Origin of the sequence: Agromyces sp. MMS24-K17, assembly GCF_043950245.1 — a bacterium.
Lineage (GTDB): Bacteria > Actinomycetota > Actinomycetes > Actinomycetales > Microbacteriaceae > Agromyces.
Genome location: NZ_CP171640.1, coordinates 364047 through 378663, shown reverse-complemented (window position 1 = coordinate 378663; position 14617 = coordinate 364047). Strand labels below are relative to the sequence as shown.

Below are 14617 nucleotides of genomic sequence, written 5' to 3'. Positions count from 1 at the left end.
ACCCGCCCCGGGCCGGGCCGGTCGTTCCGCGCTCGGGCGCCCTCGGGGCCGCGCCGTCGCGGCGCGTCCCTTGCGGGCTCGTCGCGGCGGGAGCACGATCGCTCCATGCGACTGCTGGAGCGGGAGCCCGAGCTCGCGGTGCTCCGCGACGCCGCGGCGGCCGCGGCGGATGGGCGGGGCGGGGTCGTGCTCGTGCACGGCGAGGCGGGCATCGGCAAGTCGACCCTGGTCGAGGCGCTCCGCGCCGACCCGCCGCCGGGCAGCCGCATCCTCGTCGGGGCATGCGACGCGCTCTCCACGCCCCGCACGCTCGGCCCGCTTCGCGACCTCGCGCCGTTCGTCGGCACCCGGCTGCAGGACGCGCTTCGCGCGGGCGACCGCGAGGAGGTGCTCGCCGCGCTCCTCGACGAGCTCGCGTCGACGCCCGGCACCGTGCTGGCGATCGAGGACGTGCACTGGTCCGACGAGGCGACGCTCGACGCCCTGCGGTTCGTGGCGAGACGGATCGACGCGCTCCCGGCGGTGCTGGTGCTCACGTACCGCGACGAGGAGGTCGACGGCGGCGACCCGCTCGCCGGACTCCTCGGCGACCTCAGGGCGAACGTGCGCCACCTGGCGCTGCAGCGCCTGTCGGCCGACGCCGTCGTAGAGCTCACCGAGGCGCGCGGGCTCGACCCGGCGCGCGTGTTCGCCCTGACGGCCGGCAACCCGTACTTCGTCGGCGAGCTCGTCTCGTCGGCCGACGCCGAGCACGTGCCGCGCACGATCGTCGACGCCGTCACCGCCCGCCTGCGCCGACTCGATCCCGAGACGCAGCAGCACCTCGAACTCCTGGCCGTCGTGCCGTCGGCCGTGCGCGCTGGCGAGCTCGCCCGGCTCGTGCCCGGCGGGGCGGGCCGGCTCGGCGCCGCCGAGGAGGCGGGGCTGCTCACCGTGCGCCCCGACTCCGTGCAGTTCCGCCACGAGCTGACCCGACGCGCCGTCGTCGACGGGCTGACCGCCTCGCGCCGGATCGAGCTCAACGGGCGGGTGCTCGCGGTGCTGCTCGAGCTCGGCGCCGACCCCGGCCGCATCGCGTTCCACGCGGCGGAGGCGGGGCGCGGCGACGTGGTCGCCGAGTGGGCGCCGCGCGCCGCACGGGATGCCTCGGTCAGCGGCGCGCACCGCCAGGCGGCCGAGCACTACCGGGCCGCCCTCGCCCACGTCGACGGGCTCGACGAACGCGCCCGTGCCGACCTGCTCGAGGGCTTCGCCATCGAGAGCTACGTGCTCGGCGTCGGGCAGGAGACCGTCGACGCGCAGGAGGATGTGGTGCGGCTGCGTCGGCGGCGGGGCGACCCGACCGCCCTCGGGGCGAGCCTGCGCTGGCTGTCGCGGTTCCAGTGGTTCACGGGCCACCGCGCGGCGGCGGAGGCGGCGGGGCGCGAGGCATCCGAGATGCTGGCCGACTCCGCCGACCGGGGCCTGCTCGCCCTCGCCCTCAGCAATGAGGCGCAGCTCGCGATGCTCGCCCATGACATCCCGCGCGCGCACGACCTGGCAGCGCGCGCGGTCGATCTCGCGCGGGAGGCGGGGGAGCCGCGTGCGCTCACCCATTCGCTGAACAACCTCGGCACGACCCACCTGCTGCAGCAGGACGACGCGGGCATCGCCGAACTCGTCGAGTCCGCCGACATCGCGGTCGCCGCGAACCTCATGGATGAGGCGGCGCGGGCCCACGTGAACCTCGTCTGGAGCCTGCTCGACGAGTACCGGCTCGAACTCGCCGAGCAGTACCTCGAGCCGGCGCTCGAGTTCTCGGAGCGCTCGGAGATCGTCGGACTGTGGACCTACCAGCAGGTGGAGCGCGGGCGCCTCCATCTCGCCCGCGCCAGGTGGGACGACGCCATCGAAGCCGCCGCCGGGCACGCGACGGAACTGCTGCCGCAGGCGCACTGCACCGGCCTCGTCGTCGCGGGACTCGCGCGACTTCGCTCCGGCCGGCCCGACGCCGAGACGACGCTCCGGGCCGGGTGGGAGCTGGCGCAGGTGCTCGGCGACCTGCAGCGCACGGGACCGGCCGCCGCGGCGCTGGCGGAGGCGGCGCTGCTCCGCGGCGACCACGACGGGGTGCGCTCCGCCGCGCTGCCGGCGTACGCGGACGCCGTCAGGCTCTCCGACCCGAACCTGCAGGCGGAGCTCGCCTGGCTGCTCGGGCGTGCGGGGGAGCCGGCCGACCCGCCCGCCGGCGAGCTCCCGTTCGCCGTGCAGGCGCGGGGGGACTGGCGGCGGGCGGCGGAGCTGTGGCGGGAGCGGGGCTGTCCGTACCACGAGGCATCCGCGCTGGCCGAGTCGCCCGAGGAGGCCGACCGGCTGGCCGCCCTCGCGATCCTCGATCGCATCGACGCGCGGCCGCTCGCCGCGCTCGTGCGGCAGGAGCTGCGCCGCGACGGCGCGCGGGCGGTGCCGCGCGGACCGCAGGAGGTGACGCGGCACAACCCGGAGGGGCTGACCGACCGGCAGCTCGAGGTGCTCGGCCTCGTCGCCGACGGCCTGACGAATCCCCAGATCGCCGACCGGCTGGTGCTGTCGGTGCGGACGGTCGACAGCCACGTGCAGGCGCTGCTCGCGAAGCTCGGGGTGGGGACCCGGCAGGAGGCTGCGCGCCGGGCCCGTGATCTCGGTATCCGGACGCCCTGAGATCGGTAGCGTCCACGGACGCCGGGGGGATGCCCCGTCGGTAGACCTGAGGCACAGCCCGATCGAGGGCACCGGCATCAGGAGGAACGAACACCATGGACACCGCACTCCCCGTCATCACGGGCCCCGAGCACACCCACCCCGCACCGACGTTCGAGCGGCTGTTCCGCCGCACCGCCGAGACGCTCACCGCCCGGCGCGGACGCGCCGCGCGGCAGCCGCTCACCCACGAGGAGCTCGCCGAGCGGTGGGAGCGCCGCGTCGAGGCCGAGCGGCTCCGCGAGCAGCACCGCCTCGCGGCGATGGTGCGGCAGTTCTGACGGGAGAAGAGGGCGACGCCGGGAATCCGACGCCGCCCCCTTCCCGGCTCACGCGCCCGGAGGTCCCGGCCGCGTGAGGTCTTCGCGGATCACGCGCAGGGGTTGCCCGCGGTGACCACGCCGTCCTTCACCTGCTGGAAGCCGGTGCCGATGGCGTAGTCCTTCGACCCGTTGTTGTCCCACGTGCCCGACCCGTCGTTGAACGCGGCCGTGATGCCCGAGGTGCCGCCGAGCGGGATCGAGGCCGTGACCCACCCGGTGCAGGCGGCGGTCATCGGCACCCCGGGCGCCGTCGTCCACGCTCCGGTGCCGACGCGGTAGTGGATGGCGTACGCCGGCCAGCCCTTGCTCGTCGAGTAGTACACCGTGGTGGTGCCGCCGGGCTGCGGTTCCGGTTCGGTGCCCGCGCACGGGTTCTCGTGACCGACCACGCCGCCGTTCACCGTGGCGATCGCACCGCTCAGCGCGTAGTCCTTCGACCCGTTGTTGTCCCACGTGCCCGAGCCGTTCGTGAACGCGGCCGTCGTGCCCGAGGCGCCGCCGGCGATCGTGCGCGAGACCCAGCCGGCGCAGGCGGCGGTCATGCCGACCCCGGGGGCGGTGGTCCAGGCGCCGGTGCCGACGCGGTAGTGGACGTTGTACGCGCTCCAGCCCTTCGACGTGGAGTAGTAGACCGTCAGGTCACCGGTGCCGGGCTCGGGGTCGGTGCCGGGGTCGGTGCCCTGCCCCGCCTTCGCGCCGACGTGCAGCGCGACGGCCGCGTTCTGGCTGACGGTCGCCGTGAAGGCGCCCGACGCGTCGACGGTCACGACGTCGCCGGCGGAGCATCCGCTCGCCGTCGGGAGCCCGACGGTGACGTTGCAGTACCGGCCCGCGGGCAGCGAGCTCTGGAAGGTGCGCGTGAGGGCGCCGCCGCGGTTGATGGCGACATAGCCCCGGTCGCCGCGGCCGAACGCGATCGCGGTCGATCCGTTGGTCCACGTGTTCACGACGGCGGTGCCGTACGTCGCGGTGCGGAAGCCGACCATGTTCGCGATCGCCGCCTGGGCGTGCTTGCAGGTCCAGCCGTTCTGCCCGCAGACGGGGTCGACGACCTCGCCGTTGCCGGCGAGTGCGGGGCCCGCCTCCTTGTCCGAGAACTGGTAGCCCGAGTGGATCGAGGGCGAGCCGTAGTTCCACGCGAGGGTGAAGATCTGCGCGAGGTCGTAGGTCGAACCGTCCTTGTAGCTCAGCGTCTCGCCGTTGCGCTCGGTGTCGTGATTGTCGACGAACACCGCCGCGTTCTGCTGCGGGAGGAAGCCGGCCCACGACGGCCCGATGCCGTTGCCCGTGACGAGCCAGTTGATCGTGCCGCCGCCGAAGGCCTCCTTGAGCTTGCGGGCGTAGGCGAACTCGTGGATGTCGCCGTACGAGGTGTACTCCTCGGGCTGGATCGGCTCGTTGGCGCGGATGACCTCCTGCACGATGTAGAGGCGCGCGCGGTCGTTCACCTTCGCGAGGATGCCCTGCATGTCGCTCGCGGCGATGTGCTTGACGGCGTCGATGCGGAACCCGTCGACGCCGAGCGAGACGAGGTCGTTGAGGTATCCGGCGATGCGCCCCTGCACGTACGACGACGACGTGTTCAGGTCGGAGAGGTTCACGAGGTTGCACTCCTGCACCTCGGTGCGGTTCTGGTAGTTCGCGATGTCGCGGCGGCAGGCGTGGAAGTCCTGCGACTGGTAGATCCCGGGGTAGTCGTAGTGCTGGAACGACGAGCCGGCCCAGCCGACGCCGCCGGCGCTCTTGCCGGACATGTGGTTGATGACGGCGTCGGCGATCACCTTCACGCCGGCGGCGTGGCAGGTGTCGACCATCGCCTTGAACTCGGCGCGGGTGCCGAGGCGCGACTCGACCTTGTAGCTGACGGGTTGGTAGGAGGTCCACCATTCGGGGCCCTGCACGTGCTCCTGCGGCGGGGAGGTCTGCACGTAGCCGTAGCCGGCGGGGCCGAGCGTGGTGGTGCACTCGCGGGCGATGGCGTTCCAGGTCCACGAGAACATGACGGCGGTCACGTCCTTGGGGCCGGGGGCCGCGGCGCTCGCGGGGGCGGCTGCGCCGGTCGCGGTCGCGAACGTGCCGAGGAGGGCGAGCAGCGCGATGACGACCGCACTTCGTAAGCGCTTGCGACGGCCGGTGAAGTCGGCGGCGATGCCGGTCCGGAGGTCTGACATGGAGGTGGATTCCTCTGCAGATCGGCGGAGTCCGGCCGGGAGTCCAGGCATCCGCCGTCGCCGCCGCGTCGATGCGGCAGCCGCGTCACGGTGACGACTGCCCCTCAAGATAGGGGTGCGTGTCGAAGGGACGCAAGCGGATTGCGCAAAGAATTGGAAGCGCTTGCATTAACCGGTTGCGCGCTGCTACCTTCACGGAACATCCCCTGGGACGGGCGTGCCCCTGCGCGCCCGTGCCGCCGTCGGCACGTCGTCGTGCCCGAGTCCTGGAGTCGAAGATGACGAGGAGCGCGCCCCTTCGCCGCTGGCTGGCCTGTCTGATCTCGGGGGTGCTGGCGGTCTCCGCCGTCGCCGTCGTCGCGCCCACCCTCGCGGCATCCGCCGAGGAACCGCGCACGTTCGCGCTCGTCGGCGACCTGCAGCAGGAGCTCGGCTGCCCCGGCGACTGGCAGCCCGACTGCGCGGCCACCGAGCTGCTCGCCACCGACACCGCCGGCGTCTACGCGGCCGACTTCACGGTGCCCGCCGGCACCTGGCAGTACAAGGTCGCCGTGAACGACGCGTGGGACGAGTCGTACGGCCTCGACGGCGGCAACGACAACATCCCGCTGACCGTCGCCGGCGACGCCCAGGTGCGCGTCGTGTTCGACGACGCGCTCCACAAGGTGGGCCTCGAGCTCCTCGGCGTGCGCGGGGCGTACGACGACGCATCCGACGCCGACCTCGTGGCCGCGCCCGTGCGCCAGGACGGCGCCGGCAAGAACTTCTACTTCGTCATGACCGACCGCTTCGACGACGGCGACCCGGCGAACGACGAGGGCGGCCTCACCGGCGACCGCATGACGACCGGGTACGACCCGACCGACAAGGGCTTCTACCAGGGCGGCGACCTGCAGGGCCTGCGCGACCGGCTCGACTACATCGCCGGCCTCGGCACGACCGCGATCTGGCTCACGCCGAGCTTCAAGAACAACCCCGTGCAGGGCACCGGCGCGAACGCGAGCGCCGGCTACCACGGCTACTGGATCACCGACTTCACCCAGATCGACCCGCACCTCGGCACCAACGCCGAGCTCGAGGCGCTCATCGACGAGGCGCACGCCAAGGGCATCGACGTCTACTTCGACATCATCACGAACCACACCGCCGACGGCATCTCGTACGCCGAGGGGCAGTACTCGTACATCGACCAGGGCGCGTCGGCCTACACCGATGCCGACGGCACCGCGTTCGACCCGGGCGAGTACGCCGGCACCGGCACCTTCCCGACCCTCGACCCGGCGACCAGCTTCCCGTACACGCCGGTCGTGAACCCCGACGTCGTGAAGGTCCCCGAGTGGCTGAACGACCCGACGCTGTACCACAACCGCGGCGACTCGACGTGGACGGGCGAGTCGGTCACCTACGGCGACTTCTCGGGCCTCGACGACCTCATGACCGAGCACCCGACCGTGGTCGAGGGCTTCACGAAGGTCTACCAGGACTGGATCGACCTCGGCATCGACGGCTTCCGCATCGACACCGTCAAGCACGTGAACTTCGAGTTCTGGGAGCAGTGGACCACCGACGTGCTCGACTACGCGCACGCCCAGGGCAAGGACGACTTCTTCATGTTCGGCGAGGTCTACGACGCCGACCCGACGAAGCTGTCGCCGTACGTGCGCAACACCGACATGAACTCGGTGCTCGACTTCACCTTCCAGTCGCAGGCCGTCAGCTTCGCGGCGGGCAACTCGGCGAAGGGCCTGTCGACCCTGTTCGCGGGCGACGACTACTACACGACGCCCGACACGTCGGCGTCGGCGCTGCCGACCTTCCTCGGCAACCACGACATGGGTCGCGTCGGCTCGTTCCTGCTGAACACGGATGCCCCGCTCGAGCGCGACCTGCTCGCCCACGACCTGATGTACCTCACCCGCGGCCAGCCGGTCGTCTACTACGGCGACGAGCAGGGCTTCGCGGGCACCGGCGGCGACAAGGACGCCCGCCAGACCCTCTTCGCGACCCAGGTCGACGAGTACGAGAACCAGCCGCTCGTCACGGGCGAGCAGCTCGGTTCGCAGGACCGGTTCGACACGGATGCCCCGCTCTACGAGCACATCGCCGACCTCGCGGCGCTCCGCGCCGCCAACCCGGCGCTCGCCGACGGCGCGCAGGTCGAGCGGTACGCCGACTCGGGCGCGGGCGTCTACGCGTTCAGTCGCGTCGACCGCTCGGACAAGACCGAGGTGCTCGTCGCGCTGAACAACTCGGGCGCCGACAAGACGGTCGAGATCCCGACCCTCACCGAGGGCGGCGTGTTCGCCCAGCTCTACCGCACCGACGGCACGGCCGGCGCCGACGTGACGGCCGACGCCGACGGCGTGGCATCCGTCACCGTTCCCGCGCGCAGCGCGATCGTCTACACGGCCGACCGGCCCGTGACCGCGCCCGACGCGGCCCTGGCCATCACGGTCGCGACGCCCGCCGCCGGCGCCGGCGTGACCGGCATCACCCCGGTGGTCGCCGACGTCGACGACGACACCTGGCAGGAGACGAGCTTCGCCTGGCGCATCGCCGGCGACGAGGGCGCCGACGCCTGGCACCCGCTCGGCACCGCCGAGGACACCACCCCGCGCGTCTTCCACGACACGACCGGCCTCGCCGACGGCACGCTGCTCGAGTACCGGGCGATCTCGACCGACGCCGCGGGCCAGCGCGCCGCAGCCTCGACGTACGCGTCGGTCGGCAACGCCGTGAACCTCGTCGAGGAGGAGGAGCCCGAGCAGCCGGTCGAGCTCGTCACCGTGCCCGGCAACCACAACTCCGAGATGGGCTGCCCCGGCGACTGGACGCCCGGCTGCGAGGCGGCGAAGCTGACCCTCCGCGCCGACGGCGTCTACGCCGGCACCTTCGACCTGCCCGAGGGCGACTACGAGTACAAGGTCGCGGTCAACGGCTCGTGGGACGTGAACTACGGCGTGAACGGCGAGCCCGGCGGCGGAAACGCGGCCTACCACCACGGCGGCGGCGCGATCACCTTCTACTGGAACCCGACGACGCACGTGTTCACCTCGACCGCCGAGGGCCCGATCGTCACCGTCCCCGGCTCGTTCCAGTCGGAGGTCGGCTGCGCCGGCGACTGGGCGCCCGACTGCCTCGCGTCGATGCTCTTCGACGGCGACCGGGACGGCGTGTACACCTTCTCGACCGACGCCATCCCGACGGGCGCCTACGAGGGCAAGGTCGCGCACGGCCTGAGCTGGGCCGAGAACTACGGCGTCGGCGGCGTGAAGGACGGGGCCAACTACTCGTTCAGCGCGCAGGACGGCAAGCTCGTCGAGTTCCGCTACACCCTGGAGACGCACGTGCTCGAGATCGTCGTGACCGACCCGCCGCTGGCGGGCACGGGCGAGACGCGGGCGCACTGGGTCGACGCGTCGACCATCGCCTGGCCGGCCTCACTCCTCGGCGGCGCGTCGGCCGACGAGACCACCTGGACCCTCGAGCACGCGGTCGACGCGGGCCTCGGCGTCGCCGACGGCCGGGTCGCGGGCGGCGGCGAGCCGGTCGAGCTCGCGCTCGACCCGGCCGGCCTCACCGACGCGCAGCTCGCGCGGTTCCCGGCGCTCACCGGATTCCTCGCGCTGAAGCCGGTCGGCCTCGACCGCGCCGACGTGCAGCGGCTCCTCACCGAGCAGCTCGCCGTCGCACAGCACGGCGGCGATGCGGATGCCCCGCTCACGGCCTTCACCGGCGTGCAGGTGCCCGGCGTGCTCGACGACCTCTACGCGGCCGCCGTGGCCTCCGCGCCCCTCGGCGTGAGCTGGTCGTCGGGCGAGGCGACGGCGACCGTCTGGGCGCCGACCGCGCAGGCCGTGTCGCTCGAGCGCTGGGACGCCGGGGCGACCGGCGACCCCGAGGTGATCGACGCGGCGTTCGACGGCGAGACCGGCACGTGGGCGGTGCCCGCGGGCGCCGTCGCGAACGGCGACGAGTACCGCTGGAACGTGACGGTGTTCGCCCCGACGACCGGTGAGATCGTCGAGAACTCGGTCACCGACCCGTACTCGACCGCGCTCACCGTGAACTCGACGCGCACCGTCGTCGTCGACCTCGACGACCCGGCGCTCTCGCCCGAGCTCTGGGCGGAGACCGCCGCGCCGGTGGTCGAGCGTCCGGTCGACCGGGCCATCACCGAGCTCCACGTGCGCGACTTCTCGATCTCCGACGAGACGGTCCCCGCGGAGGAGCGCGGCACCTACCGCGCCTTCACCCGCGACTCGGCGGGCACCGCGCAGCTGCGCCAGCTCGCGCAGGCCGGCATCAACACGGTGCACCTGCTGCCGACGTTCGACATCGCCACCATCGAGGAGCGGCGCGGCGAGCAGGCCGTGCCCGACTGCGACCTGGCCTCCTACGGCCCGGCCTCGCCCGAGCAGCAGGCGTGCCTGTCGGAGATCCACGACCTCGACGGCTTCAACTGGGGCTACGACCCGTACCACTTCCAGGCGCCCGAGGGCTCGTACGCGGTCGACCCCGACGGCGGCGCCCGGGTGTCGGAGTTCCGCGAGATGGTGGGTGCGCTCCACGCGACCGGCCTCCAGGTCGTGCTCGACGAGGTGTACAACCACACCACCGCGTCGGGCCAGTCGGAGACGAGCGTGCTCGACCGCGTCGTGCCGGGGTACTACCAGCGGCTCAACGCGGCCGGCGGCGTCGAGACCTCGACCTGCTGCCAGAACGTCGCGACCGAGCACCTCGTCGCCCAGAAGCTCATGGTCGACTCGGTCGTGCTGTGGGCCAAGGCGTACAAGGTCGACGGCTTCCGCTTCGACCTGATGGGCCACCACTCGAAGGAGAACCTGCTCGCGGTGCGCGCGGCCCTCGACGAGCTCACGCTCGCGGCCGACGGCATCGATGGCACGTCGATCTACCTGTACGGCGAGGGCTGGAACTTCGGCGAGGTCGCGAACGACGCCCTCTTCGAACAGGCGTCGCAGGGCAACCTCGGCGGCACCGGCATCGGCACGTTCAACGACCGGCTGCGCGACGCCGTGCACGGCGGCAGCCCGGTCGATGGCACGTCGACGTTCCAGCAGGGCTTCGGCACCGGCCTCGGCACCGACCCGAACGGGCGGCCCGGCACCGCGTCGCAGGCCGACCAGCTGGCCGACCTCGCGCACCAGACCGACCTCGTGAAGCTCGGCCTCACCGGCAACCTGCGGGCGTACGAGTTCGAGACGAGCGACGGCACCGTCAAGCGCGGCGACGAGCTCGACTACCGCGGTGCCCCCGCCGGCTACGCCGACCAGCCCGACGAGACGATCAACTACGTCGACGCCCACGACAACGAGACGTTGTACGACCTGTCGGTCTGGAAGCTCCCGACCGACACGTCGATGGCCGACCGGGTGCGCATGAACACCCTGTCGCTCGCGACCGTGACGCTCTCGCAGTCGCCCTCGTTCTGGCACGCCGGCACCGAGCTGCTCCGCTCGAAGTCGCTCGACCGGAACAGCTACAACTCGGGCGACTGGTTCAACCGCATCGACTGGACCGGCCAGGAGTCGACCTTCGGGTCGGGCCTGCCGAACCAGGCCGACAACGGCACGAAGTGGGCCGACATGACGCCGCTGCTCGCCGACCCGGCGCTGAAGCCCGGCGCGCCCGACATCGCCGCGGCCGAGGGTGCCGCCCTCGACCTGCTGCGGGTGCGCTCGAGCGTCGACCTGCTCCAGCTCGGCTCCGCCGACCTGATCGAGCAGAAGGTCACGTTCCCGAACAGCGGGGCGGATGCCACGCCCGGCCTCGTGCTCATGCTGGTCGACGACCTGGTCGGCGAGGACGTCGACCCGGCCCTCGAGGGCGCGCTGGTCGTGCTCAATGCGTCGCCGGAGGCGATCACCGAGCAGGTCGACGGGCTGTCGGGTCGCGGGTTCGCGCTCGCCGACGCGCTCGCCGACGGGTCGGACCCGGTCGTGAAGGCGACCGCGTGGGACGCGGCGACCGGCACGGTGACGATCCCGGCCCGCACGGCGGCGGTCCTCGTCGACGAGCAGGCGGGCGGCACGGACCCGGGCACGGATCCCGGCACCGACCCGGGTACCGATCCCGGCACCGACCCGGGCACGGACCCCGGCACCGACGGCCCGCTCGTGCGGATCTCGGCCGGCACCGTGCACCCCGGCGACGCGCTCGGCATCACGGGCACCGGCTTCGAGCCCGGCGAGACCGTGCAGGTGTGGCTGCACTCGACGCCGAAGCTGCTCCTCGCCGTGACCGCCGACGCCGACGGCGCCCTGTCGACGACCGTCACCATCCCGACGGACACCGAACTCGGCGACCACGAGATCCGGCTCGCCGGGCTCGAGTCGGGGCTCGAGGCATCCGCTGCGCTCGTGGTGCTCGGCCCGCTGGGCGTGACCGGCACGCAGGCGTGGCTCGCCGCCCTGCTCGCCCTCGCGCTGCTCGCCGCCGGTGCGGTGCTGGTGCTGCCGCGCCTGCGGCGGCGCGCGGTGATCGCGGGCTGACGACGGCGATCCGTCCGGCCGAGGCGGGGCGGCCCTCACGGGTCGCCCCGCCTCGGCGTTCCGGCGATGTCGCGGCCGACGTCAGGGGCGGGCGAGCGGGGCGAACGCCGCCCGCGACGTCGACGCGGTGATCGCGGCCACGGCGAGGAGCGCGAGCGCGGCCCACGTCAGCCAGCCCACACCCGCGAGGTTGAGCACGACGCCGCCGACGACGGCTCCCGCGGCGATCGAGCCGTTCCACACCGCGACGACCATCGACTGCGCGACATCGGCCGCCTCGCCGGCGATCCGTGCGGGCGCCGATTGCAGCAGGGTCGGGGCGCCGCCGTAGGCGTACCCCCAGGCGGCGATCGCGACCACGACCACGACGGGCCGGTCGGCGAGCAGACCGAGGGCGACGAGTGCCGCCCCCAGCAGCGCCGTGCCGACGAGCACCATCGTGCGCAGGTGCCGGTCGACGAGCGCGCCCGAGACGAGCACGCCGACGACCGCCAGCACCCCGAACGCGAGGAGCACCAGGTCGAGGTGCGCGTCGAGGCCCGACGCGATCGTGAGCGGCGCGACGTACGTGTACGCGACGTTGTGCGCGAGCACGAACGTGCCGGTGGTGACGAGCACCGGCACGAGGCCGGGCAGGCGCAGCACCGTCGTCAGGCGAGGGCGGTCGCCGGCGCGCTCGCCGGCGATCCCGGGGAGGGCGGCGGCGGCCCAGGCGACGAGGGCCAGCGCGAGCACGGCGAGCACGCCGAAGGCGGCGCGCCAGCCGACGCCGCCGCCGAGCGCGGTGGCGATCGGCAGGCCGAAGGCGAACGCCAGCGGCACGCCGACCATCGCGATCGACAGGGCCCGGCCGGCGTGCTCCGGCTCGACGAGTCGCATCGCGGTGCCGGCGGCGATCGCCCAGAGGAGGCCGGCGAGCATCCCGCCGAGCAGGCGGGCGACGAGGAGGGTCGGGTAGTCGGGGGCGATCGCCGACACTCCGTTCAGGATCGCGAACCCGACGACGAGCGCGAGCAGCAGGCGCTTGCGCGGGATGCCCCGGGTGAGCGCCGTGAGCGGGATCGCGGTCACCGCCGTGGTCACGGCGTACACCGCGACGAGGGCGCCGACCTGCGATTCGGAGACGCCGAGGTCGGCGGTCATCCACGGCATCAGCCCGGCGGGGATGATCTCGGTGACGACGCCGGTGAACGTGATGGCGGCGAGCGCAGCGAGGCTGTTGCGGGGCAGGCGCCCGCGGCGCGGCACGGGCCGGGCCGAGGCGGTCGCGGCGGCATCGGGGCGGGCGGCGGGGACGGCGTCGGCAGGGTGCGGATCGGTGGGGTGCGGATCGGTGACGTGGGTCGGCATGTCGCCATCGTCGAACCTTGACGCTATTGTCAAGGTCAAGCGGTCGGATCGCAGCGCCCGATCGCGCCGGCCGGAGAGGAGTCCGATGCGCATCGGGGATCTCGCAGCGCGGACGGGCGTCTCGGCCCGCCGGCTCCGCTACTACGAGCAGCAGGGTCTGATCGCGTCGGAGCGCCGGGCGAACGGCTACCGCGACTACGCCGAGGGCAGCGTCGAGCGGGTCGAGCAGGTCAGCGGCCTCATCGAGGCGGGGGTGCCGACCGCCGTCATCGCCGACATGATCCCGTGCCTGGCCCAGACGTCCCACCCGAAGGCCCCGGTGATCGAACGCACGCAGGCCGACACCCTGGAGCGACGCCGTGCCCAGCTCGACGCGCGCATCGACGCCCTGATCCGCAACCGCGACGCGATCGACGCCTACCTCGACCGGGCGACCATCACCGGCTGAGCCGGTTGCGGTCGGGCCATGAAACCGGCTGAGCCGGTTCGGTCAACGACCCGCGCCCGTCGCCAGCACCGCGTGGCAGCGCTCGAGCCGGGCGAGCCACCACGCCGTGCGGTCGCCGTCGGCGGCCCAGCGGTCGAGCAGGGCGGCGGATGCCTCGACCCGGCGCACCGGCACCGCGCCGTCGACCGGGGCGAGCGGGGCATCCGTCACGTCGGCGGCCAGCAGCGACGCGGTGCCGAGCCCGCAGTCGAACTCCAGCTCGGGCATCGCGGCGGCCAGGTGCGCGCCCATCGCGAGCCCGACGCTGGTGTCGAGCGCGCTCGACACGTTCACGGGCAGCCCCGCGGCCGCGACGATCGCGAGCGCCCGACGGATGCCGCCGAGCGGCTGCGCCTTCACCACGAGCAGGTCGGCGGCGCCCGCCTCGGCGACGGCGAGCGGGTCGGACGCACGGCGCACGCTCTCGTCGGCCGCGATCGGGATGCCCAGGTACTTCGTGCGGCGGCGGATCTCGGCGAGCTCCTCGACGGTGGCGCACGGCTGCTCGACGTACTCGAGGTCGAACTCCGCCATCGCGTGGATCGCGTGCTCGGCTTCATCCACGTTCCACCCGGCGTTGGCGTCGAGCCGCACCCGGCCCTCCGGGCCGAGCACCTCGCGCACGACCCGCACCCGCGCGACGTCCTGCGCGAGCGTGCGGTCCGACGCGGCGACCTTCACCTTCGCCGTCCGGCAGCCGGGGAAGCGGTCGAGCACCGCCCGCACCTCGTCGGGGTCGACGTCGGGCACGGTCGCGTTCACGCGGATCGCGTCCCGGAGCGCGGGCGGCGCCGGGCTCCATCCGAAGTCGATCGCGGCCGCGAGCCAGGCGGATGCCTCCTCGTCGTCGTACTCGGCGAACGGCGAGAACTCCGTCCAGCCCTCCGGGCCCTCCAGCAGCAGCGCCTCGCGCACGTCGATGCCGCGGAAGCGGGTCACCAGCGGGAGCGCCACCACCCGGGCGGTCGCGAGCAGGTCGGACAGGTCGGGCAGGCCCGGAAGCTCGGCGTCGTCGGTCACGAGACCATTCAGCCACGGTTCGGGCCCCGCGCGCGA

The 14617-nt window shown here is 73.3% G+C and carries 7 protein-coding genes; 4 read left to right on the top strand and 3 right to left on the bottom strand.

Going from position 1 to position 14617, the window contains the following annotated elements; all coding sequences use genetic code 11:
• Nucleotides 1-105: 105 nt before the first annotated feature.
• Both ACGGZK_RS01590 and ACGGZK_RS01585 read left to right on the top strand, forming a co-directional pair.
• Nucleotides 106-2679 carry an ATP-binding protein gene (locus ACGGZK_RS01590; RefSeq protein ID WP_395244521.1) on the top strand — a complete coding sequence of 858 codons (2574 nt, stop codon included), beginning with the start codon at nucleotides 106-108 and terminating at the stop codon, nucleotides 2677-2679.
• A gap of 95 nt (nucleotides 2680-2774) precedes the next feature.
• Nucleotides 2775-2999 carry a hypothetical protein gene (locus ACGGZK_RS01585; RefSeq protein ID WP_395244520.1) on the top strand — a complete coding sequence of 75 codons (225 nt, stop codon included), beginning with the start codon at nucleotides 2775-2777 and terminating at the stop codon, nucleotides 2997-2999.
• Nucleotides 3000-3088: 89 nt separating this feature from the next.
• On the opposite strand, the gene ACGGZK_RS01580 is transcribed toward ACGGZK_RS01585, so the two are convergent.
• Nucleotides 3089-5212: a carbohydrate binding domain-containing protein gene (locus ACGGZK_RS01580; protein WP_395244519.1), complete on the bottom strand. Its 2124-nt coding sequence runs from the start codon at nucleotides 5210-5212 to the stop codon at nucleotides 3089-3091.
• Between the two features lie 278 nt (nucleotides 5213-5490).
• Here ACGGZK_RS01580 and pulA point away from each other — a divergent pair, with 278 nt between their 5' ends.
• On the top strand, nucleotides 5491-11724 hold the full coding sequence (gene pulA / locus ACGGZK_RS01575; protein WP_395244518.1) for a pullulanase-type alpha-1,6-glucosidase: 6234 nt from the start codon (nucleotides 5491-5493) through the stop codon (nucleotides 11722-11724).
• A gap of 81 nt (nucleotides 11725-11805) precedes the next feature.
• Here pulA and ACGGZK_RS01570 read toward each other — a convergent pair whose 3' ends face one another.
• A complete protein-coding gene (locus tag ACGGZK_RS01570) occupies nucleotides 11806-13074 on the bottom strand; it encodes an MFS transporter (RefSeq protein ID WP_395244517.1) in 1269 nt (422 codons plus the stop codon).
• A gap of 85 nt (nucleotides 13075-13159) precedes the next feature.
• Here ACGGZK_RS01570 and ACGGZK_RS01565 point away from each other — a divergent pair, with 85 nt between their 5' ends.
• Nucleotides 13160-13522: a MerR family transcriptional regulator gene (locus tag ACGGZK_RS01565; RefSeq protein WP_395244516.1), complete on the top strand. Its 363-nt coding sequence runs from the start codon at nucleotides 13160-13162 to the stop codon at nucleotides 13520-13522.
• A 42-nt stretch (nucleotides 13523-13564) separates the two neighbouring features.
• On the opposite strand, the gene ACGGZK_RS01560 is transcribed toward ACGGZK_RS01565, so the two are convergent.
• Nucleotides 13565-14581, bottom strand: a complete 1017-nt coding sequence (locus ACGGZK_RS01560; protein ID WP_395244515.1) for an o-succinylbenzoate synthase — start codon at nucleotides 14579-14581, stop codon at nucleotides 13565-13567.
• Nucleotides 14582-14617: the final 36 nt, after the last annotated feature.